Here is a 22,393-nt window from a genome sequence, read left to right on the forward strand (position 1 = left end):
GCGCAGCTCGCGGTGTACTCCCCGCGGCGGGGCCGCGCGTCTTCCCTTTCGGCGGCACCCTGCGGCACTACCGTTGCCGGGCCGCCGCGCGCACGGGTCCCGGTGCGGCGCGGCGGTGCGTGCGGGGCGCCCCGCGCCATCCCCCTCCCCGCGGTCACCCGACCGCTCCGCACCGCTTTCGGGAGGTCTGTACTTGTCCGCACCGATGTCCGCCCCGCCGCAGCGCCTGGGCACGGCCCCCGCCCGCACCACCCGGCGCTGGCCGCGGGGCGCCCGCCGTGCCGCCGGGGCGGCGGCCGCCGCGCTGGTCGCCCTCGCCATCGCCGGGTGCACGCAGAACCACGCCGCGCCGGTCTCCTCCGTCCCCACCGCCAGTCCGGCACCGCCGGCCGCGGCGCCCAGCGCGAAGCCCGCCCCGATGCGGTGGGCCGACCTCCCGCACGCCCTGCTCGCGGCGACCGACACGGTCGCCCCCGAGCAGGACTGATCCAGGCGCGCGCCCGATCGCCCGCCGAGGCGCTGGGCCGCGCCGCAACCGCCCGGGCCGGGCAGGTGCAGATGCGCCGCCCGTCGCGCCTTCCCGGCCGGTCCCGGATTCGGGCCGGCCGGCTAGGGCGTGTTTGGTGAATGGCGTTCGTCGCGAGCGGTGTCCTGGTGCACCCGTCGCAAGGCCGACGAATGAGTCAGGGTGGGTTTTCCTGTCGATTGAGGAGAACGCCGCGAGGGGCGTGCCAGGGCGCCGCGCAGCAGGGCAGTTGTCCACCAAACACGTCCTAGGCCTCGAGCTCGTGTTCGAGCTCCTCGAGCTCCGCGCCGCCCGCCATGTGGTGGGCCAGCTGCTCGCGGGTGAGCGCGCTGCGCTCGGCGTCGAGTTCGACGCGGCCCAGGCGCAGCACCGTGAACCGGTCGCCGACGAGGTGGGCGTGGTGCGGGTTGTGGGTGATGAAGACGACGCCGACGCCGGCGTCCCGCGCGGCCCGCACCAGCGACAGCACCACCCCGGACTGCTTGACGCCGAGGGCCGCCGTGGGCTCGTCGAGGATCAGGACGCGGGCGCCGAAGTGGATCGCCCGGGCGATCGCCACCACCTGCTTCTGGCCGCCGGAGAGCTGTCCGACCGGCGCGTCGATGTCGGGCAGCGCGATGCCGAGGCGGCGCAGTGCCGCATCTGCAGTGCTGCGCATCTGCGCCACCCGGAGCCTGCGCAGCGGGCCGCGGCCCGCGGTGGGCTCGGAGCCGAGGAAGAAGTTGCGCCAGACCGGCATCAGCGGCGCCAGTGCGAGGTCCTGGTAGACGGTGGCGATGCCGCGGTCGAGCGCCTCCCGCGGCGAGCCGAAAACGGTGGGCGCGCCGTCGACGAAGTAGCGGCCCTCGGAGGGGGCGTGCAGTCCGGCGAGGATCTTGATCAGCGTCGACTTTCCGGCGCCGTTGTCGCCGAGCACGCAGCTCACCCGGCCGGTGTGCACGTCGAGGTCGACGCCGTCCAGCGCGCGCACGTTGCCGAACACCTTGCCGACGCCGTCCAGCCGCAGCGCCGGTCCGGCACCCGGCGCGCCGTCCGGTGCGCCGGGTGCCGGACCGGCGCCGCCCGGCTCGGGGCGGGACGCCCGGTCGTCTGGGGAGCCCATGGTCATCTCCTCCCGGCGGCGCGGCCGCGGAACCAGCTGTTGACGACGACGGCGAGCAGCAGCATCGCCCCGACGAAGAACAGCACCCAGTTGTTGTCCCAGCCCGCATAGACGATGCCCTGCTTGGTCATGCCGTAGATCAGCGCCCCGATCGCGGCACCGACCACCGTGCCGTAGCCGCCGGTGAGCAGGCAGCCCCCGACGACGGCGGCCATGATGTAGAGCAGCTCGTTGCCGACGCCCTCGCCGGACTGCTGCACTCCGGAGGCGGTGATGAGGTGCATGCCGCTGAACCAGGCGAGCCCGCCGACGGTCATGAACAGGCCGATCTTGACGCGCGCCACCGGAACACCCACGGCGCGGGCCGCCTCTGCGTCGCCGCCGGCCGCGTAGATCCAGTTGCCGACGCGGGTGCGCAGCAGCACCCAGGTGGCGATCGCCGCAAAGACCAGCCACCACAGGACGGTGATGCGCACCGGTACGCCGAAGACCGGGATGCTGGACGCGAATACGGCGCGGGCCGATTCGAAGCCGTCCATGTCGGCGATGCTCTTGGTGGCGACGCTGCCGCTGACCAGCTTGGTGACCGCGATGTTGACGCCCTGCAGCATCAGGAACATGGCGAGGGTGACGAGGAAGCTGGGCAGCCCGGTGCGCACCAGGATCCAGCCGTTGAGGAAGCCGATGGACAGCGAGACGGCGAGCGCGATGCCGGCGGCCGCCCACACGTTCAGGTTGAGCTGGTAGCCGATCATTCCGACGGCGAGGGCCGCCGTGACGACGGCGACACCGGCGGAAAGGTCGAACTCGCCGCCGATCATCAGCAGCGCCACGGCCACCGCCATGATGCCGATGGTCGAGGCCGCGTACAGCACGGTGGCGAGCGACTCGGGCTGGCGGAACGGCGGCGCGACGGCGAGGAAGACCCCGAAGAGCACGATCGCGCCCAGCAGCGACCCGACCTCGGGCCGGGCCGCTGCCCGGCGCAGCGGCGACACGCGCAGCGCCCGCGGGTCGGCCGCCGCGCCGGCGGCCCGCGCGGAGGGACCGCCGGAGGGCTCGGCGGATCCGGATGCCGCGCCGCTCACCGGGTGCCCCGCTCGGCGTACTCGGCGATCTCGGCGACGTTGGACTCGTCGACGAAGTCCGGGCCGGTCAGCACCGGCTCGCTGCCGCCGCCCAGCGTGTTGCCGTTGGTGGCGTGCAGCCAGAGCGCTTCGGCCGACATGTACCCCTGCAGGTAGGGCTGCTGGTCGACGGCCCAGGCGACCGAGCCGTCCTGGACGGCCTGCACCGTCTCCTCGTTGGTGTCGAAGGTGGCGACGACGGCGTCCGACCCGGCGTCGGCCACCGCGTCGACGGCGGTCAGCGCGAACGGCGCGCCGAGCGTCGCGACGTGCGCGACGGAATCGTCCTCCTGCAGCTTCGCGGTGATGGAGGAGGCGACGTCGGGCATGTTGGCGCCGTCGACGTAGAGCGTCTCCAGGTCGCCGTCGAAGGCCGACTCCATTCCGGCGCAGCGCTCCTCCAGGCCGACGTTTCCCTGCTCATGGATGACGCACAGAACCGGTCCGCTGTCCTCGTCGTTGAGCCGCTCACCGTAGGCCTCGCCGGCGAGCTCCTCCTCCATGCCGAAGTAGGAGAGCAGGCCGGCGTCCTCCCAGTACTCGATACCGGAGTTCAGCCCGACGACCGGGATTCCCGCCTGCTGCGCCTCCTCCACGGCGCCCCGCAGGGCGTCGGGTTTGGCGAAGGACACCGCGATGCCGTCGACGCCCTTGTCGACCGCGGTGCGGATGAGCGTGGCCTGCTTGGCCGCCTCGGGGTCGGCCGAGTACTCGAGGGCGGCGCCGCTCTTCTCCGCGGACGCCTCGGCGCCGGTGCGCACGAGGTCCCAGAAGGTGTCGCCCGGCGCCTGGTGGGTGATGAGCGCGAAGGTGAGGTCCTCGGCCTGGGCCGCCTCCTCCTCGGCCTGGCGGCCGCCTTCGGAGCTGCAGCCGGCGGCGGCCAGGGCGAGTGCCGCGGCGATCGCGGCCAGGGCGGGGACGGGTCGTCTGGCGAACATGTTCCTGCCTCCCTCGGGAGGGGGTCGGTGCGGGGTGCGGTGGTGGTCGGGCGGGCGGATGGCGGTGCCGCGGGGTGTGCTGCGCCGGCAGTCCATTCTCCGCCTTCGCGCAGGTGCCCCGCCGTTCCGTCAGGCGCGCTGGTGCGGCGCTCCGGCGCCGCAGCGGAGCAGGTGGCGCCGCGTGCGGACGGCGATGGGCAGCGGAACGCCGGGATCGCAGGGGTAGAGGTCCTGCTCGACGATGACGAACACCTGCGCGCCGACGCGGTTCAGGGCATCGATCACATCGGCCGGAGCCGGCTCCCCGGCCGGCGGTTCGACGCAGACGCCCTCGGCGACGGCCTCGCCGAACGAGAGCCCTTCCGCGGCGACGCGGCGCAGCACTGCGGAGTCCATCTGCTTGATGTGCACGTAGCCGATGCGCTCGCGGTAGCGCTCGACGAGGGCGACGGCGTCGCCGCCGCCGTAGGCCACGTGCCCGGTGTCCAGGCAGAGCGCGACGCGGCCGGGGTCGGTGGCGTCGAGGAACTGCTCGATCTCGGGCTGGGTGAGGACATGGCTGTCGGCGTGGGAGTGGAGGCAGAGCTGCACGCCGTACTCGTCCCGGAGGATGCCGCCGAGCCGGTCGGCGCTGCGGTGCAGGGTGCGGCGCTGGCCCGGGTCGAGCTCGGGCGGTTCCAGGAAGGCGCCGGTCCGGTCGTCGCGGAAGAGCGGCGGGATGAAGACGAGGTGGTGTGCGCCCATGGCCGCGGTGAGCGCGGCGACCTTGCGGGCGGTGGCGAGGGTGGCGTCCCACCGGTCCGGATCGTGCAGGGCGCCGAACATGGTGCCCCCGCTGACCCGGAGGCCGCGGGCGCCGACCTCGTCGGCCAGTTGGGCGGGATCGGTCGGCAGGTAGCCGTAGGGCCCGAGCTCAAGCCAGCCGTAGCCGGCTTCGGCGAGCTCGTCGAGGAACCGGTTCCAGGGGGTCTGGCGGTGGTCGTCGGCGAACCAGACGCCCCACGAGTCGGGAGCGGAGCCGAGCACGAGCGGGCCGGACGCGGACTCCGGCGGCACTGCGGACGCGGATGCGGGCACGGATTCCTCCATTGCGGTCGGGAGGCGGGGCCGGGCGGAAGGGGGCGCTGGCCGGCGGGGAGGGGGCGGGCGATGGCGCGGGGGCCGGTGCGAGAGGCGGACGGGGCCGGAGAGCTGAGGGCTGCGGGGGGGGACGGGCGTTGGAGCGGGCGGCGGGGCCGGTCGGGAGCCGAGGTCCACGCCGCCGTACCGGGGAGGGGCGCCGGTAGGCGGGCTGCGGTCCGGGACGCGCTGCAGTGGTGCGGGTTCCGGCGGTCGGTGGCGGTGGGCGGGGGGCTGCGCCAATCCGTGCTGCGGGATGGGCGGGCTTGGTCGGCGGTGGGGCCGTGGAAGGCGGGTGTTCGCGTGTGCGGACGGGCGCCGCTCGCGGGATCGTCGGACTCGGGGAGGCGGGACGGGCGGCTCACAGGTAGGGGCGCTGGCGGGCCTTCTCCTTGTCGTAGGCGGTGCGGGCAGCACGGACGGCGGCGCTTTCCGCGGTTTCGGCGACCGGCACGTCCCACCAGGCGGAGGTGGGCGGCTGGGGGTCGGTGAGGCTGGTGGCGACGTGCACGACGGTGACCGTGTCCGCGGTGCGGCCCTCCTGCACTGCGGCGCGGAGTTCGCCGGCGGTGGCGGCACGCACGGCCCGGGCTCCGAGGCTGGCGGCGTTGGCGGCGAGGTCGATGGGGAGCGGGGCGCCGTCGAACCGCCCGGTTCCGGGGTCGCGGTGGCGCAGCTCGGTCCCGAACCGCTCCGAGCCGACCTGCTCGGAGAGGCCGCCGATCGAGGCGAAGCCGCCGTTGTCCAGCACCACGATCAGGACCGGAACGCCCTCCGCCGCCATGGTGGTGATCTCCTGGGCCAGCATCAGGTACGAACCGTCGCCGACGAGGACGGCGACGGTCCGGTCGGGCGCGGCGAGCCGCACGCCCAGGCCCGCCGCGATCTCGTAGCCCATGCAGGAGTAGGCGTACTCGACGTGGTAGCCCTTCGGATCGCGGGCGCGCCAGAGCCGCTGCAGGTCGCCGGGGAGGCTGCCGGCGGCGTTGACGACGACGTCGCGGTCGTCCAGGGCGTCGTTGAGCACGCCGAGGACCGCACCCTGGGTGAGCGGGCCGGTTCCGCCGGTGCGGTCGGCGCGCACGGTGTCGGCCGCGGTGTGCCACGCGGCGGCCGCATCGGCCGCGCGGCGCTGCCATTCGGGCGCGGCCCGGTATCCGGACAGGAGGGTGCGCAGGGCGCGCAGCCCCTCCCGGGCGTCGCCGACGAGGGCGGTGCCGGAGTGCTTCACGGCGTCGAAACGGGCGATGTTGAGGTTGGCGAAGCGGACATCGGGGGCGGCGAAGACGGTGCGGCTGGCGGTGGTGAAGTCGCTGTAGCGGGTACCGATCCCGAGGACCGCGTCAGCTTCGGCGGCGAGCGCGTTGGCGGCCGCCGTTCCGGTCGCGCCGATCCCGCCGAGGGCGCACGGGTGGTCCCACTGCACCGCGCCCTTCCCGGCGTGGGTGTCGGCGACGGGGATGCCGGCCTCCTCGGCGAAGGCCCGCACCTCGGCGGCGGCGCCGGCGTAGACCGCCCCGCCGCCGGCGACGATCAGCGGCCGCCGGGCCTGGCGCAGCAGCGCGGCGGCGCGCTCCAGCGCTGCGGCGTCGGGAAGCGGGCGGTCGATGTGCCACACGCGCTCGGCGAAGAGCTCCGCGGGCCAGTCGTGCGCCTCGGCCTGGACGTCCTGGGGCAGGCAGAGGGTGACGGCGCCGGTCTCCGCCTGGTCGGTGAGGACGCGCATCGCCGCCAGCGCCGCGGACGGCAGCTGCTCGGGCCGGCTGATCCGGTCCCAGTAGCGGGAGACCGGGCGCAGGGCGTCGTTGACGGAGAGGTCGCCGGAGTGCGGCGCCTCGAGCTGCTGGAGTGCCGGGTCGGCCGGGCGGGTGGCGAACATGTCTCCGGGCAGCAGCAGGACCGGGAGGCGGTTGGCCGTGGCCAGGGCGGCACCGGTGACCATGTTGGTGGAGCCGGGCCCGGTGGAGGCGGTGCAGGCATAGGTGCTGAGCCGGTCGGAGGCTTTGGCGAAGGCCGCTGCGGTGTGCACCATCGCCTGCTCGTTGCGCGCCATGTGGAACGGCAGGTGCGGGTCCCCGGCGCCGTCGGCGGAGCCCAGGAGGGCCTGGCCGAGCCCGGCGACGTTGCCGTGGCCGAAGACGCCCCACACACCGCGGATGAGGCGGCGGCGCTCGCCGTCGCGCTCGGTGTACTGGGCTGCCAGGAAGCGGACGAGTGCCTGGGCCGTCGTCAGGCGGAGTGCGGGCATGGTCAGCGCCCTTCCACGGCGCCGGCGGCGCTGCCGCCGCCCGCTCCGGGAGCGCCGCGGCCCGGCCCCTCGGCGGTGCAGAGCGGGAGCCGCGGGTCGACGGCTTCGCCGGCCCAGGTATCGCGCACCCAGGCGTGGCAGGGGTCGTGGCTGACGCGCCATGCCCGCTCCGCTCCGGGGCCGGCCATCACGTTCAGGTAGTAGAGGTCGTAACCGGGGGCGGCCATGGACGGGCCGTGCCAGCCGTGCGGCACGGTGACGACGTCGCCGGTGCGCACCTCCGCGAGGAGCTCGGCGGGGCGCTCCGCGGTGCCGTACACCCGCTGGTAGCCGACGCCGGGGGCGCCGCCGGGGCCGGGCGCAACCTCGAAGTAGTACACCTCCTCGAGTTCGGTCTCCGCGGCGGAGGAGGTGTCGTGCTTGTGCGGCGGATAGGACGACCAGTTGCCGCCGGGCGTGAGGACTTCGCAGGCGATGAGGCGGTCCGCGGCGAACACGCCGGGCATGCAGAAGCCGTTGACCTGGCGCGAAGCGGCGCCCGCTCCGCGCAGCTCGACCGGGACCCCCGCTGCCGGGCCGTAGCGGAACGGAAGTTGCTCGGCGCAGAGCGCCGACGGCAGCGCGAACCGGCCGCCGCCTGCGCTGCTGACGGCGGCGTCGGCGTCCCGCGGGAGATAGGCGAAGTCGGTGACGCGGGTGAAGGCGCTGGGCCGCCCGGCCAGATCCACCGAGGCGTTCGTGCCGCCGCTGGCGCACTCCACGGTGCAGGAGCCGGAGAGCGGCAGGACCAGGGTCTCGGCGCCACCGGTGGCGAACGCGGCGCGACCGCCGGGCGGCAGTTCCAGGACACGCAGGCCGGAGTAGGTCCAGCCGGCCGTGTCCGGGGTGAGCACGGTGGAGAAGTAGGGCTCTCCCGGATCCGGCCCCGCGGCTGCTCCGGCCGGCCGGAGCAGCGGCGCGGCGGGCGCCCCGGAGCGGAAGCGGGGGTCGGTTTCGTCGGTCACGGTGCACCTCGCAGCGGGCCTGTATCGGAACCGGCGGCGGCCTGGCCGCCGGTGGGCGGGGCGGGGGCGCCTCCGCGGGCGAGCGCGTCCTCGACCTCGCCGGTGGTGGGCATGGCAGCGGAGCAGGCGATCCGGCCGGCGACGAGGGCGCCGGCGGCGTTGGCGAAGCGGAGCGCCTCCGCGACCGGGCGGCCGGCGAGGAGGCCGTGGCAGAGCGCGCCGCCGAACGCGTCGCCGGCGCCGAGGCCGTTGACCGTGTCGACCGGGAACCGCGGGAGCGCGGCGGTACCGCCGGGCCAGGCGGCGAGGACCCCGCCGGGCCCGAGTTTCACGACCGCGAGGCCGAGGCCGAGTCCCGCCGCGGCGCGGAGGACGGCGTCGGGGTCGCGCACGCCGAGGACGGTCTCCCACTCGTCGAGGTTGCCGATCGCGGTGTCCACGAGCGGCAGTACCTCGGCGAGGGTGTCCCGGGCGGTGGACCGGGACGCCCAGAACTGCGGCCGGTAGTCGAGGTCGAGCACCGTGCGCGGCCCGTCCCCCGCCCCGGCGGAGCCGCCGAGGCGGAGGGCGGCGCGGATCCGCAGCGCCTCCAGGGTGGCCGTGCGGCTGGGCTCCGCGCTGAAACCGGTGCCGGTGGTCCAGAGGATGCGGGCGGTGCCGATCGCGGTGTGGTCGAGGCTGTCCGCGGTGATCTGCAGGTCGGGCGAGGGGTCGCGGCCGTAGAAGTACAGCGGGAAGTGGTCGGGCGGGAAGAGCGCGCAGAAGGTGACCGGTGTGGGGAGGCCGGGCACCGGGGTGACGTAGGTGTCGTCGACCCCGAAGCCGCGCAGCGCGGTGTGGACGAAGTCGGCGAAGGGGTCGTCGCCGGTGCGGGAGACCACCGCGGCGGCGCGGCCGTGCCGCGCGGCGGCCACTGCGACGTTGGTGGCGGTACCGCCGAGGTACTTGCCGAACGACTCCGCCCGGTCGAGGCCCACGCCGACCTGGTCGGGGTAGATGTCCACGCCGATGCGGCCGAACGCGAGCACGTCGAGCCGGTTCCGGCGGTCAGCGGAGGGGTCGGTCACCGGGCCTCCTCGGAGCGGAGGGTGCGGGCGGGACGGCAGCGCTGCAGCTCGGGGCGTCGGCCGGGGCCGTGCACGGCCCGGGGCGGGGCAGCGCCACCACCGCACCCGGGCCCATGGCCCGGCACGGCCGACCAGCCCGCGGTGGCGGACTGCAGGACGCCGGGTGCCGGACTCGACGGCGATCGGCACCGCCCGGCCCGGCTGCGCCGGGCCCGCACCGCGTGGGGGCGGCTGCCCCGCGGGCGGCGGACCGGAGCGGCTGGCGCCACCGCGATCAGACCTCGCGGAAGGGCCGACAGCAGCGGGCGAAGCAGCCGGCAGCGCAGCCGCGAGCGGAGAGCGGGCGGACGGCACTCGCGGAGCGCGGTCATGGTCGGGCCTTCCGGTGGGCCGCAGTCCGGGCTGCGGAGGCGGGCGGCGGCACGGGCGCGGTGATGGCCTGCGGCGCGGCCCGGACGGGGGCGGGGGTCAGCCGGGCCGCACGGTTCCACGGTGCGCGGCCCGCAGCGGCCGGGCAAGGGCGGTTCCGGAGTCTGTGGACAACTCGGTGGCTCTTTCACGGACACCGGACCTCCTCCGCGGCAGGGGCTCAGAGGCCGGGGCGCACCTCGGCGACGAGGACCGGGCGGCCCTCGCGGCGGGACCGGTCCGCCGCGTCGGCGGCGAGGACGGCCTCCAGTGCGTCGGCAACCGTGCAGGGGCTGGGGCCGCCGGCCGCTGCGGCCCGCAGGAAGGCGTCGATCTCGGCCCGGTAGGCGGGGCCGAAGCGGGTGGGGAAGTCGGGCCACGGCGCGCCGACCGGAAACGGCGCCTCTTCGGCCGAGCGGACCGGCGTCCGGTCGTCCAGCCCGACGGCGATCGTGCCGCGGGTGCCGGCCAGCTCCATGCGCACGTCGTATCCGGCTCCGTTGTAGCGGGAGCCCTGCAGCGTGGCGAGCGTGCCGTCGTCGAGCCGGAGCACGGCCGCGGTGGTGTCGACGTCGCCGGCGGCAGCGAAGAACTCGGCGCCGCGGTTGGCGCCGTAGGCGGTGACCTCGGTGATCTCGCGCCCGGTGATCCAGCGGAGCGCATCGAAGTCGTGCACGTGGCAGTCCCGGAAGATGCCGCCGGAGGTGGGGACGTACTCGGCCGGGGGCGGCGCCGGGTCGCAGGTGGCAGCGTGCACGCGGTGGAGCTCGCCGAGCTCGCCGGAGCGCAGCGCGGCCCGGGCCCGCAGATGGCCCGCGTCGAAGCGGCGCATGAAGCCGATGTGCACCAGCGCGGCAGCCTTCTCAGCGGCGCGCAGTACCGCGATGGTGGCGGGCACGTCCGGCGCGACCGGCTTCTCGCAGAACACCGGCAGGCCGAGCTCGATCCCGGCGGTGACGAGGCTGGCGTGGGCGTCCGTGGCTGCGGCGATCACCAGGGCGTCGACCGCTCCGGGGGCCAGAACGGCGGCGGCGTCCACCGCTCTGCCGCCGGAAGCGCCGGCAACGGCGCGCGCCCGCGCCGGATCAGCGTCGGCCAGCAGCACTTCCGCCACTGCCGGATGCGCGGCCAGCGCCGCAGCGTGGGCGGTTCCGATCCGCCCGGTTCCGATGAGCCCGACCCGCATGCCCCACCTCTCCCGATCCGGTTGCGGGGACGCGGCGCCGGGCGGCGCGCCGGGGAGGACTGCGGGGAAGGGGTCGGGGGCACCCGGCACGGTTGTGCACTCCGTCACATCCCGTCGCCGTTCTACGTGTCGGCCGGAACGGGTGTCAACACCTTCCCGGGAACATCCCGGCGGATCGGCCGGCGGGACCGCATCAGGAGCACCGCAGGCCCCGCAGGCCGCACCCGTTGCCGACCGGGCGGCCATCCGACGTTCGAGGAGAAGCTCTGCCGCAGCCGCCGCGGCTCCCCGCGGGCACGCGGCACCGGGCCGAACACCGCCCGCCAGAGGAGCGATGCGCACCGTGGGTGCCGCGAGTTGCCGCGCCGGAGACGTGCGCGGCGGCGCGGGCCGGTGTCCCGCCCCCTGCGCTCCCTTGTGCCCGGCGAACACGCTGCGGTACCGGCGCTCCTCCGCGCGGCGCGACCGCACGCTGCGGCGCCCTAGACACCGCCGGCGACGCGCAGGGTGGCGCCGGTCGTGTAGGAGGCGTCCGCGCCGAGGAGCCAGGCAACCGCTCCGGCGATCTCGTCGGCGGTTCCGGGGCGGCCGGCCGGGGTTTCGGCTCCGGCGCGGGACGGGCGGTCCGGATCGTGGTGGAAGGCGGTGTCGACGATGCCGGGTTCGACGCAGTTGACGCGCACGCCCCAGGGTGCCAGCTCTTGGGCGAGTCCGGAGGAGAGCGCGGCAACGCCGGCCTTGGCCGCCGCGTAGTGGACGTAGGTCCCTGGCCGCCCCAGCGTGGAGGCGGCCGATCCGACGAGCACCAGGGCGCCGGCGGTCCGCACCAGGTAGGGGGCGGCGGCGCGGCAGGTGAGGACTGGCCCGAGAAGGTTGACCTCGACGTCGCGGCGCAGGTCCTCGGGGTCCAGCTCCACCAGCGGGCCGACGGCGCGGACGGCGCCGGCGTTGACCACGGCACCGGTCAGCGGCCCCAGCTCGGCGGAGGCGGCGAAGAAGGAGTCCAGCGCCCCGGCGTCGGTGACCTCGACCGGCGCGCAGACGGCGCGCCGGCCGAGTCGGCGGACCCCGTCGGCCACGGCCGCCGCCCCGTCGGCGTCGGCGCCGTAGCCGACGAGGACGTCGTGCCCGTCCCGGGCCAGCCGCAGTGCCACCGCCGCACCGATTCCGCGCGATGCCCCGGTCACCGCGGTGATCCCCTGCTGTTCCATACCGGCCATTGTGCCGCCCGCAGCTGCGGCGGCGCGGAGCCGGGACACGCGCAGCGGGCGGTCAGGGGCGGCGGCGCATGGCGAAGCGGTGCCGCAGCGAGCGGGGCTCCTCCCGGGCGAGCAGCGCCGCGCCGATCAGGCCGGCCTCGTTGCCCAGGGTGGCGCGGACGATGCCGGCCTCCGGGCGGTAGCCGCGGCCGCTGAGGTGGCGGCGGAAGGCCGTCCGGGCCGGACCGAGAAGCAGGTCGCCGCACTCGGAGACGCCGCCGCCGATGATGAACAGCTCCGGGTCGAAGGCGGAGGCCAGGTTGGCCAGGCCGATGCCGAGCCAGCGCCCGACGTCGTCGAGGATCTCTCCGCAGGCGCTGTCGCCTTCCCGGGCGAGCTCCGCGACGAGCGGGCCGGTGATCTTCGCCGGGTCGCCGCCGGCGGCCTGCAGCAGACCGCGCGCCACCGGCGAGTCCGACGCCGCGAGCTCGCGCGCCTCGCGGGTGACCGCGTTGCCGCTGGCGTACTGCTCCCAGCAGCCGCGGTTGCCGCATTCGCACCGGTGTCCGCCCGGCACCACCTGCATGTGCCCGAACTCGCCGGCGATGCCGAAGCGCCCGCGGTACAGCGCGCCGTCGAGGACGGCCGCCCCGCCGATGCCGGTGCCCAGGTTGACGACCACGGCGTCGCGGGAGCCGCGCCCGGCTCCCGCCCGCATCTCCGCCCAGGCCGAAGCGTTGGCGTCGTTCTCCACCGCGACCGGCAGGCCGAGCCGCGCGGTCAGCGCCTCGCGCAGCGGCTCGCCGCGCCAGGACAGGTGCGGGGCGAAGAGGACCGAGGAGCGCTGCCGGTCGACGAAGCCGGCGGCGCCGACGCCGACCGCGCGCACCCGGAACTCGGTGCGGAGCTCATCCACGACCCCGGCGATGGTGTCCTCGACGACCTTGGGGCTCTTGCTGCGGTCCGGCGTCTCCGCGCGCCGGCGGGCGAGCACGGCGCCGGAGGGGTTGACCACCCCGGCCGCGACCTTGGTCCCGCCGATGTCGACGCCGATGACGAGCCCGCGCAGCCGGCCGGTGGTGGAGCTGGTGAATGCCATGACCGCTTCAACCTATCCGGCCGCGGGTTTCTGCCCGCGGCGCTGCCTGTCCCGCGGCACTGTGCGTCGGCGCACACCGGCGGCCGGACCGGGGCGCGGTCCGGCGCGTCAGTCCGGCACGGCGGCGGGCCCGCGCGGCGCGGCCGGGTCGGCGGGCAGGTCGTGCCGGCCGGCGATGAACTCCTGCACCCGGATCTTCGCGCGGATCAGCGGCCGCCGGATGCGCTGGTCGCGGCGGATGGCGGCGGTCATCTTCGCCGATCCCGCCGGATAGCGGCGGCGCGCCCACGGCGACGACGGCACGGCCAGCCGCACGGCGGCCACCAGGGAGATCACCGGTACGAACACGCCGGTCAGACCGGTCCAGATCTTGCCCTTGAGGACGGCGACGACGGCGCCGGCCAGGTTCGCCGCGGCGAGGACCAGCAGCGCGGTCTCGCCCACGTGGGCGGAGAGGGCGCCGCTCGCCCAGCCGAACGGGCGCACCCCGGTGAGCAGCGCCCCGGTGAGGCCGATCGCGGCGAACACCGCGTCGACGGACGCGCGGCCCTGCTCGCACCAGTACACGTCGCGCAGGTAGAGCAGGAGCGCGAACTCGTCGAGGACGAGCGCCGCACCGAGGCCGAAGAGCGCCGCGGCGACGACCACGGCCGTTCCGGTGCCGTCGCGGACCAGGAGCAGCGCCATGCCGCCGGCCAGCATCATCCCGACGCCGAACACGACATGGTGGACGTGCAGACCGCCGGGGCGCACGTTGCCGGGCCACCAGCGCACGCCGGCCCGGATCATCCGGACGCTGATCCGGATCAGCACGAAGCCCACCACGAAGGCCACGAAGAAGCTGAACAGGGGGAGCCGGCCCGTGTCCACCACCGCTCCGTCGAACCAGCCCTCCATGCGCTCTCCCGTCCCGGACGCGCCGTCCGCGGCGCACCGGCCCGCGGCGTACGGGACCCGATTATGCCCCGCGCCCCCTGCGGCGCCGGGGCCGCTGCCCCCGAGCGCGCGGCCCCGCATACTCCGGCCAGGCGGCAGGCCGGTGCCGGACAGCGGGTAGGACAACGAGGAGTAACGTAGCCGGGTCGGGCACACGGCACAGACCGGACACCGGCTCCGGGCGGCCCGGCGATAGCGCCGAGCCGGCACCGGGCCGCTCCGCCGGGCGGGAGGCGGGCGCTGCGCGGTCCGTCCGCGCCCGGCCGTACCTGCGGGGGCCGCGGCCCGGCCCGGCCCTGCGACCGGCCCCGGGAGCCGCCTTCCGGGGGGGGAGGGCGCAGCCGCCGCACTGCACACGCGGACTGCACCGCGCGGCGCGGGCAGCGGCCAGACATCCGAGATACGGAGGAACACCGGTGAGATCCCTGCGCGGCAATCCCTGGGCGATCTTGACCGCCCTCTGCCTCGGGTTCTTCATGACCCTGCTGGACTTGACGATCGTCAACATCGCCATCCCGGACATGATCGCCCGCCTCGACGCCGCCGTCGACGAGGTGCTGTGGGTGGTCAACGCCTACACGCTGGTGCTCGCGGTCCTGATCATCACCGCGGGCCGGCTCGGCGACCTCTTCGGGCCCAAGCGCCTCTTCCTCGTCGGCGTCGCCGTGTTCACGCTGGCCTCGGTCGCGTGCGGGTTCGCGCCGGATGCGCCGTGGCTGATCGGATGGCGCGCGGTGCAGGGCGTGGGCGCGGCGATCATGATGCCGCAGACGATGACGCTGATCGTCCGCGTCTTCCCGCCGCAGCGGCGCGGCACCGCGATGGGTGTGTGGGGAGCCGTGGCGGGCCTGGCCACGATCGCCGGCCCCACGCTCGGCGGGCTGCTCGTCACCGGGTTCGACTGGCGGTTCATCTTCTTCGTCAACATCCCGTTCGGCGCCGTCGCGCTGTTCCTCGGTGCCGTGCTGATCCCCGCCGACCCGGCGCCGGAGCGCCGCCCGCGGTTCGACGCGGTGGGCGTCCTGCTCGCCACGGCCAGTCTCGCGCTGCTGGCGTTCGGCCTGGTGGAGGGCGAGCGCTTCCAGTGGGGCACGGTGGCCGGCCCGGTCACCATCCCGCTGGTGCTCGCCGGCAGCGCGGTCGTCTTCGCCCTGTTCCTCGTGCACCAGTGGACCCGCCAGGGCCGCGACCCGCTGGTGCCCTTCGCGCTGTTCCGGGACCGCAACTACAGCCTGATGAGCCTGAACGCCGCGCTGGTGTCGGTCGCGATGCTGGGCTACTCGCTGCTGTTCACCATCTACCTGCAGTCGGTGCTGCAGATGAGCGCGCTCGAAGCGGGCCTCACCATGGCGCCGATGTCGGTGGTGTCGATGGTGGCGGCGCCGATCGTGGGCCGGTGGGTGGACGCCTACGGCGGCAAGTTCCTGCTGATGGCCGGGTTCGCGCTGTTCGGCGGCGGAATGGCCGTCCTGCTGCAGGTGGCCTCGACCGACTCCGGGTGGCTGGTGTTCGCCGGCCCGCTGGTCGTCATGGGCGCCGGGGTGGCGGCCGTGTTCGGCCCGATGAACTCGCTGGCCATGTACCGGGTGGCGCCCGCGATGGCCGGGGCGGCGTCCGGAGTGCTGAACACCGTGCGGCAGCTGGGCTCGGTGCTCGGCGGCGCCGTGGTGGGCGCGCTGATGCAGACCTCGCTCAACGCCAACCTCGCCGACGAGGCGCAGGCCCGCGCCGGCGGGCTGCCGCCGGAGGCGCAGGACGACTTCGTCGCCGGGGTCTCCGCCGACCACGGCGCCGGCCTGGAGCTCGGCCCGCCGCCGGCCCCCGACCTGCCCTCCGGTGTGCCGGACCAGGTGCAGGAGCAGATCGCTGCGCTCGCCGAGTCGGTCTACGCCCACGCGTTCACCGACACGTTCCACGCGGTGGGCTGGGTGCCGGTGGCGGCGCTGGGCCTGGGGCTGCTGGCCACGCTGCTCGCCCGCAACATGCGGGACCCGCACACTGCGCCGGAGCAGCCGGCTGCGGCGGAGCGGGCGGAGTAGGTCCCGGCGCCCGCAGCTCGGGCGCCGGGACCGCGGCCGCGGTCCGCTCGGGCGGGGCGCGGATCAGCGGCGGCGCGTCAGGCCTGGGCCGGGTCCACCAGTGCGGACACGTCGGCCGGCGGCTCCTCCTCGTAGGGGAAGGACGCCGCGCCGAACGCCGGCTCCAGGTCGAACAGCCAGGCCGCCTCCTCGTCGTAGCGCGCGAAGAAGGGGCGGCCGACCAGCTCGGGGTCGCGTGCCTGGATGAAGTGCAGGGCGAACACCTTCTCCCCCGCCACCTCGACGACGCCGTCCACGCACACCTTGCCCGGCGTGGCCGACATCGAGGGGCCGCGTACGGTCCGCGCGAGGCCGGAGACGTTCTTGTACGCCTCCCGGAAGATCTCGTAGGCGCGGGCCAGGGGGACGGCGAAGTAGTCCTGCGGGCCGGTGTCGCGCTCCACGAACATGTAGTAGGGCACCATGCCCATCCGGACCTGGATCCGCCACATGCGCTCCCAGACGGCGGGGTCGTCGTTGATCGTGCGGATCAGCGGCGCCTGGGTGCGGATCACCGCGCCGGTGGCCTGGATGCGCCGCACCGCCTCGCCGACCAGCGGCGGGTCGAGCTCGTTGGGGTGCGAGAAGTGCGCCATGAACGCGAGGTTCTTGCCGGACTCCACGACCCGCTCGAACAGCCGCAGGGTGTCGTCGGCGTCCGGGTCGGTGGTGAACCGCTGCGGCCAGTAGGCCAGCGCCTTGGTGCCGATCCGGATCGACTCCAGGGTCTCGACCTCCAGCAGCGGCTCGATGTAGCGGGAGATCACCCCCTCCCCCATGATCATCGGGTCGCCGCCGGTGAACAGGACGCTGGTGACCTGCGGATTGGCCTTCAGATAGGCGACCAGGTGGTCGACCTCGCCGGTGGCGAACTTCAGGTCGGGCTCGCCGACGAACTGCGCCCAGCGGAAGCAGTAGGTGCAGTACGCGTGGCAGGTCTGCCCCTGCTTGGGGAAGAAGAGCACGGTCTCGGCGTATTTGTGCTGCATCCCTTCGAGGGGGTCGGGGCCCCCGACGGAGGGGACGTTGAGGTCCATCTGGCCCGCTGGGTGCGGGTTGAGCCGTGCACGGATCTCGTTGGCGGCGGTATTGATCTCCTTCTTGGGCGCATCGCGGCGCAGGAGGTCGGCCATCCGGGCGACGTCGTCGGCGGGCAGCATGTCGGCCTGCGGGACGACCAGTCGGTAGATCGGGTCGTCCGGGGCCGCATTCCAGTCGATCAGCTCGTCGATGACGTAGGCGTTGACCCGGAACGGCAGCACCGTCGCGACGGCGCGGACGGCGAGCCGCTCCTCGTCGCCGAGCCCGGCGCGCGCCGTCAGCTCGTCGAGGTGCTTCGAGGTGTAGGCCCGAAAACGGCGGCCGGCGGTGGCCGGCGCCGAGACGGCCGATGCCGCGTCGTGCGTCAAGCTCACGCGTCTCCCTTCACCATGCGGGGCGCCCGGCGCGCGGCCGGGCAGCCCGGAGCCGGACGTCCCGCCGCTGGCGGGGCCGTCCGGAAAGCGGATGCTGTTGTGCCGGTTCGGCGGGGCACCGGTGCCGCGCCGCCGGCTGGTGCGGGCTCCCCGCTGCGCAGCCCTGCCGAGCGGCGCCGGAGCGCGGGCCCGACCGACGATCAGGCGTACCCGATCTCGACCTCTTATTACCCACTTTTCCGAAATACCCCGCTTACCGCGCGCCGCTGCTGCCCCTGCGGCGCGGGCGCGCGGCGGCGGACCTGGGCACACGGCGCTCCCGGCGGCGGCATAGCCTGGGCCCTGCACCGGCGCCACGCTCTCCGGCGCAGCACACGCACCGCAGCACCGCACTGGCTGGGAGGCCCCTTCCGTGACCGGACCACCGCCCCCGGTGATCGCCCTGGACGCCATGGGCGGCGACCACGGGCCGCGCGAGGCCGTCCGCGGCGCCGTCACCGCGGTCCGCGAGCACGGGGCACGGGTGATCCTGGTCGGCCGGGCCCCCGACCTCACCGCCCTGCTCGCCGAAGAGGGAGCGGCCGGCGAGATCCCGGTCGTGCACGCCGAGGACACCCTGGCGATGAACGAGGGCGCGCTGGCCAGCTGGCGGCGGCCGCGCTCCAGCGTGGCGGTGGCGTGCCGGCTGATCCGGAACGGCGACGCCCAGGCGCTGGTCTCGGCGGGCTCCACCGGCGGTGTGGTCGCCACCTCCACGGTGCGGCTGCGCACCCAGCCGGGCGTGCTGCGCGCCGCGCTCGCGGTGCCGCTGCCGACGTCGCCCACCCCCACGGTGCTGCTCGACGCCGGCGCCAACGCCGACGCCAAGCCGGAGATGCTCCTGCAGTTCGCCCACCTGGGCGCGGCCTATGCGCGCACCGCCTTCGGGGTGGCGGCGCCGCGGGTCGGCATGCTCACCATCGGCGCCGAGCCGGGCAAGGGCAACCGGCTCGCCCGCAAGGCCGGCGAGCTGCTCACCGCCGCCGCTGCGGAAGGAGCGCCGCCGCTGGACTACCGCGGCAACGTGGAGGGCCACGACCTGCTCGCCGGCGAAGTGGACGTCGTCGTCGCCGACGGCTTCACCGGCAACGTCGCGCTGAAGTCGGTGGAGGGCGCGGTCCGCTTCGCATTCGACCAGGTGCACGGCGCGCTGACCGCGACGCCGCTGGCGAAGGCCGGCGCCCTGCTGCAGCGCAAGGCGCTGCGCTCGCTGCGCGACCGGTTCGACAGCGAAACCTACGGCGGCGCGGTACTGCTCGGCCTCAACGGCACCGTCGTCATCGCGCACGGCGCCGCGCAGGACCGCGGGATCGCCCAGGCGTGCGTGCTCGCCGCCGACCTCGTCGCGGGCCGCATCGTCGAGCAGATCCGGCGCCGCGTCGGCACCCCGCAGCGCGCATCGTGGCTGAGCCGGCGGGCGGCGCAGGACGACTGAGCGGCGCCCGGCTGCAGCGGGGCGGACGTGGGCGGACCGGCGCCGCGCCGCGGGTACCATCCACCGCGTGCCGTCCCCCCGCACCGCTGCGGCGCCGGCCGCCCCGGCCGCCGCGCGCAGCCCGCTGCCGCGCCGCATCGCCGCGGCGCTGCTCGCACTGGCCGCGCTCGCCGCCGCACTCACCGGAACGGCCGCGGCCCGCGCCTATACGCCCTCCCCGCTGGAACGCTCCGCGGCGGAGTCCGCCGCGGCGGCGGTCCCCCATCTCCGCTACCTCGGGGCCGCTCTCCGGGACGGTGCGGGAGCCGACATGCAGGTGCTCTTCCCGGAGGGCTTCGTGTTCAGCCACGCGCTCTACGGGCTGGCGTGGATGAACACCGCCGAGCTGGAACCGAAGCACGCCGAACAGGCCCGGGACCGCGCCCGCTGGGCCCTGGAGCAGATGGAGTCGCCGCAGGGCAGGGCGCCGTTCCCGGAGGGCGCCGCGCCGGAGTCCGGCGTGTTCCACGCGGGCTGGAGCACCTACCTGCTCGCCCGCGTCGCCGAGGCCGGCGGCACCCCCGCCGAAGAGCGCCGCCTGGCCGGCCGCGCGGCGGAGATCGCCGACGCCTTCGCCGCATCGCTCGACGCCGGCCGCGGCCCCTTTCTGGAGGCGTATCCGGGCCGCGCCTGGCCGGTGGACAGCGTGGTCGCCGCGGCCGCTCTGGCGCGGGCCGACAGGGCGCTCGGCACCGACACCCACGCGGAACTGCTTGCGGAGTGGCTCGCAGCCGCAGACGAGCGCACCGATCCGCAGACCGGCCTGCTCCCGCACAGCGCCGACCCCGCCGGCGGTGCACCGCTGGAGGGCGCCCGCGGCAGCTCCCAGGCGCTCCTGCTGCGCTTCCTGCCCGACATCGACCCGGACCGCTCCGCCGCGGACTACGCGCGGTTCCGCACCGCGTTCGACTCGACGCACTTCTGGGCGCCGGGCATCCGCGAGTTCCCGCACGGCGACAGCAGCCCGGGCGACGTGGACTCGGGACCGCTCATCGCCGGGCTCTCCGCCTCAGCGAGCGCGGTGGCGCTGGGCGCCGCCGCCACGCACGGCGACACTGCGGCGGCCGCCGCCCTCACCGGGCTCGGCGAACCGCTGGGCCTGGCCACCGGGTCGGCGGAGCGGCGCTACCTGTTCGGTGCGCTGCCGGTGGGCGACGCGTTCTTCGTCTGGTCGCACACCGCGGTCGGCGAGCGCCCCCCGCTGGAGCCGGCGGGCGGACTGCCGGCCGGACCGCCGGCCTGGTGGCGGCTGCCCTGGCAGCTCGGCGCGGCCGCCGCGGTGGCGCTCCCGGCCGCCGCGGCGTGGATGCTGGGGCGGCCCAGGAGGGGCCCGGCCCAGGCCCGGATCCCTGCTGGTCACGGGAAATCCAGTGGGGCAAAGTCGGTAGGCTGAAGGGCATGGCCGACCCGCAAGAGATCCTCGCGCACCGGGTCCAGTCCGCTCTCGCCGCCGCGTTCGGCGCCGAGTTCGCCGAGACGGACCCCGTCATCCGCCCGTCGCAGTTCGCCGACTACCAGGCCAACGCCGCCCTAGCGCTGGCCAAGCGGCTCCGACGAGCGCCGCGCGACGTTGCGGCCGACATCGCCGCCCACCTGGACGTGGACGACGTGTGCAGCGGCGTGGAGATCAGCGGCCCCGGCTTCGTCAACCTCACCCTGCGCGACGAGTGGATCGCGGCGCAGGCCGGCGCGCTGCTCTCGGACGACCGGCTGGGGGTGCCGGTCCAGGAGCGCCAGGTCATCCCGATCGACTACTCGGCGCCCAACGTCGCCAAGGAGATGCACGTCGGGCACCTGCGCACCACCGTCGTGGGCGACGCGCTGGCGCGCACGCTGGACTTCCTCGGGCACGACGTCGTCCGGCAGAACCACATCGGCGACTGGGGCACGCCGTTCGGCATGCTCATCGAGCACCTGCTGGACGTCGGCGAGGACTCCGCCGAGGCGCAGCACCTCACCACCGACCCGAACACCTTCTACCAGGGCGCCCGGGAGAAGTTCGACGGCGACGAGGAGTTCGCCGCGCGCTCGCGCAAGCGCGTCGTCGCCCTGCAGGCGGGCGACCCGGAGACACTGCGCATCTGGCAGGGCCTGATCGACCTGTCCAAGGCCTACTTCAACCGGGTCTACACCCAGCTCGACGTCACCCTGACCGACGCCGACCTCGCCGGCGAGAGCAAGTACAACCCGATGCTCGAAGAGGTCTGCCGCGAGCTGGAGGAGAAGGGCCTCGCGGTGCTGAGCGAGGGGGCGCTCTGCGTCTTCCTCGGCGACTTCACCGGCCGCGAGGGCAAGCCGGTGCCGCTCATCATCCGCAAGAGCGACGGCGGCTACGGCTACGCCACCACCGACCTCGCGACCATCAAGTACCGGATCGCCGAGCTCAAGGCCGACCGGGTGCTCTACGTGGTGGGGGCGCCGCAGAACCTGCACTTCCGCATGGTGTGGCAGACGGCGCGGCTGGCCGGCTGGATCCCGGAGGACGTGGCGCCGGTCCACGTGCAGATCGGCAACGTCCTCGGCTCCGACGGCAAGATCCTGCGGACCCGCTCCGGCAAGCCGATCCGGCTGATGGAGCTGCTGGAGGAGGCCGTGCAGCGGGCCGGCGCCGTGGTCCGGGAGAACCGCCCCGACCTCGACGCCGGGACGCAGGCCCAGATCGCCCGCCAGGTCGGCATCGGCGCGGTGAAGTACGCCGACCTCTCGGTCGCGCACGACACCGAGTACACCTTCGACTTCGACCGGATGCTGGCGCTGACCGGCAACACCGGCCCCTACCTGCAGTACGCCCAGGCCCGGCTGCGGTCGATCTTCCGCAAGGGCGGCGCCGACCCGGCGGCGCCGCAGGGCAGCATCGCCATCGGCCACCCGGCGGAGCGCACCCTGGCCCTGGCGCTTCTCGGCTTCGGTCCGACCGTGGCGCTGGTCGGCGACGAGCTGGTGCCGCACCGCCTCTGCGGGTACCTGTTCGACCTGGCCCAGGCCCTCACCGCGTTCTACGAGCACTGCCCGGTGCTCACCGCGGAGACCAGCGAGCTGCGCGCGTCCCGGCTCGCGCTGTGCGCCGCCGCGCTGCGCATCCTGGTCCAGGGGCTCGACCTGCTCGGAGTGCAGGCGCCCGAGCAGATGTAGCCGGGCTGCGCCTCCGCGGCGCTCCGGGCCGAGCACGGAGACCAGCGGTTCAGCGCCGCCGCACCGGACCCCGTTCGGTGCGGCGGCGCTGCTTTCGGGCGCCGCGGCGCAATGGGGGCTACCCGGTGGAGGCCGCAGACGGGCCGCCGCCCGGGCGGCAGACTGCCGGCGGTCCGGCACCCCGGTCGGTGCCGCGGCCGCCGGCGCCGCGGACCGGGCGGCGCGCGCAGCCGGGCGCTCCTCCGCGCTTGGAGGGGCGGGGCGCTCAGCCGCCGCAGCGGTGCGCGGCGGCGGGC

General features: G+C 75.3%; 17 protein-coding genes. 5 read left to right on the top strand and 12 right to left on the bottom strand.

From position 1 onward, the window contains the following. The first annotated feature begins 193 nt into the window (after nucleotides 1-193). A complete protein-coding gene (locus ACYVGT_RS14350) occupies nucleotides 194-487 on the top strand; it encodes a hypothetical protein (protein WP_460858234.1) in 294 nt (97 codons plus the stop codon). A 286-nt stretch (nucleotides 488-773) separates the two neighbouring features. Here ACYVGT_RS14350 and ACYVGT_RS14355 read toward each other — a convergent pair whose 3' ends face one another. The 11 genes from ACYVGT_RS14355 to ACYVGT_RS14405 all read right to left on the bottom strand — a co-directional run bounded on the left by ACYVGT_RS14355 (nucleotide 774) and on the right by ACYVGT_RS14405 (nucleotide 13,920). After that, nucleotides 774-1,628: an ATP-binding cassette domain-containing protein gene (locus ACYVGT_RS14355; protein ID WP_460858236.1), complete on the bottom strand. Its 855-nt coding sequence runs from the start codon at nucleotides 1,626-1,628 to the stop codon at nucleotides 774-776. Between the two features lie 2 nt (nucleotides 1,629-1,630). Beyond that, entirely contained in the window at nucleotides 1,631-2,716 is a 1,086-nt protein-coding gene (locus ACYVGT_RS14360) for an ABC transporter permease (protein WP_460858238.1), read from the bottom strand. Beyond that, nucleotides 2,713-3,693: a substrate-binding domain-containing protein gene (locus ACYVGT_RS14365; protein ID WP_460858241.1), complete on the bottom strand. Its 981-nt coding sequence runs from the start codon at nucleotides 3,691-3,693 to the stop codon at nucleotides 2,713-2,715. The genes ACYVGT_RS14360 and ACYVGT_RS14365 overlap by 4 nt, the downstream gene beginning before the upstream one ends. A 129-nt stretch (nucleotides 3,694-3,822) precedes the next feature. Continuing rightward, a complete protein-coding gene (locus ACYVGT_RS14370) occupies nucleotides 3,823-4,770 on the bottom strand; it encodes a TIM barrel protein (protein ID WP_460858243.1) in 948 nt (315 codons plus the stop codon). 403 nt (nucleotides 4,771-5,173) lie between these two features. Next, nucleotides 5,174-7,060 (bottom strand): 3D-(3,5/4)-trihydroxycyclohexane-1,2-dione acylhydrolase (decyclizing), encoded by a 1,887-nt coding sequence (gene iolD / locus ACYVGT_RS14375; RefSeq protein WP_460858245.1) that lies wholly within the window; start codon nucleotides 7,058-7,060, stop codon nucleotides 5,174-5,176. A 2-nt stretch (nucleotides 7,061-7,062) separates the two neighbouring features. Then, the gene (gene iolB / locus ACYVGT_RS14380; protein WP_460858341.1) at nucleotides 7,063-8,013 is read right to left on the bottom strand and encodes a 5-deoxy-glucuronate isomerase; all 951 of its coding nucleotides are present in this window, start codon (nucleotides 8,011-8,013) and stop codon (nucleotides 7,063-7,065) included. Nucleotides 8,014-8,060: 47 nt separating this feature from the next. Continuing rightward, nucleotides 8,061-9,131 (bottom strand): 5-dehydro-2-deoxygluconokinase, encoded by a 1,071-nt coding sequence (gene iolC / locus ACYVGT_RS14385; RefSeq protein WP_460858247.1) that lies wholly within the window; start codon nucleotides 9,129-9,131, stop codon nucleotides 8,061-8,063. 589 nt (nucleotides 9,132-9,720) lie between these two features. Beyond that, nucleotides 9,721-10,725 carry a Gfo/Idh/MocA family protein gene (locus ACYVGT_RS14390; RefSeq protein ID WP_460858250.1) on the bottom strand — a complete coding sequence of 335 codons (1,005 nt, stop codon included), beginning with the start codon at nucleotides 10,723-10,725 and terminating at the stop codon, nucleotides 9,721-9,723. A 482-nt stretch (nucleotides 10,726-11,207) separates the two neighbouring features. Next, nucleotides 11,208-11,936 (bottom strand): SDR family NAD(P)-dependent oxidoreductase, encoded by a 729-nt coding sequence (locus ACYVGT_RS14395; protein WP_460858253.1) that lies wholly within the window; start codon nucleotides 11,934-11,936, stop codon nucleotides 11,208-11,210. A 61-nt stretch (nucleotides 11,937-11,997) separates the two neighbouring features. Further along, nucleotides 11,998-13,023 (bottom strand): ROK family glucokinase, encoded by a 1,026-nt coding sequence (locus ACYVGT_RS14400; protein WP_460858255.1) that lies wholly within the window; start codon nucleotides 13,021-13,023, stop codon nucleotides 11,998-12,000. A 108-nt stretch (nucleotides 13,024-13,131) separates the two neighbouring features. Beyond that, entirely contained in the window at nucleotides 13,132-13,920 is a 789-nt protein-coding gene (locus ACYVGT_RS14405; RefSeq protein WP_460858258.1) for a hypothetical protein, read from the bottom strand. A gap of 455 nt (nucleotides 13,921-14,375) precedes the next feature. Between ACYVGT_RS14405 and ACYVGT_RS14410 the strand changes: the two genes are divergently transcribed. Continuing rightward, a complete protein-coding gene (locus ACYVGT_RS14410; RefSeq protein WP_460858260.1) occupies nucleotides 14,376-15,998 on the top strand; it encodes an MFS transporter in 1,623 nt (540 codons plus the stop codon). A gap of 77 nt (nucleotides 15,999-16,075) precedes the next feature. On the opposite strand, the gene ACYVGT_RS14415 is transcribed toward ACYVGT_RS14410, so the two are convergent. Next, the gene (locus ACYVGT_RS14415; RefSeq protein WP_460858262.1) at nucleotides 16,076-17,452 is read right to left on the bottom strand and encodes a KamA family radical SAM protein; all 1,377 of its coding nucleotides are present in this window, start codon (nucleotides 17,450-17,452) and stop codon (nucleotides 16,076-16,078) included. A 412-nt stretch (nucleotides 17,453-17,864) separates the two neighbouring features. Here ACYVGT_RS14415 and plsX point away from each other — a divergent pair, with 412 nt between their 5' ends. From plsX to argS, 3 genes are all read left to right on the top strand, one after another. Continuing rightward, entirely contained in the window at nucleotides 17,865-18,926 is a 1,062-nt protein-coding gene (plsX, locus tag ACYVGT_RS14420; RefSeq protein ID WP_460858264.1) for a phosphate acyltransferase PlsX, read from the top strand. 67 nt (nucleotides 18,927-18,993) lie between these two features. Continuing rightward, entirely contained in the window at nucleotides 18,994-20,358 is a 1,365-nt protein-coding gene (locus tag ACYVGT_RS14425) for a hypothetical protein (protein WP_460858266.1), read from the top strand. 5 nt (nucleotides 20,359-20,363) lie between these two features. Then, the gene (argS, locus tag ACYVGT_RS14430; protein ID WP_460858269.1) at nucleotides 20,364-22,097 is read left to right on the top strand and encodes an arginine--tRNA ligase; all 1,734 of its coding nucleotides are present in this window, start codon (nucleotides 20,364-20,366) and stop codon (nucleotides 22,095-22,097) included. Nucleotides 22,098-22,393 lie beyond the last annotated feature (296 nt).

The sequence above is a fragment of the Nocardiopsis coralliicola genome, from assembly GCF_054779695.1.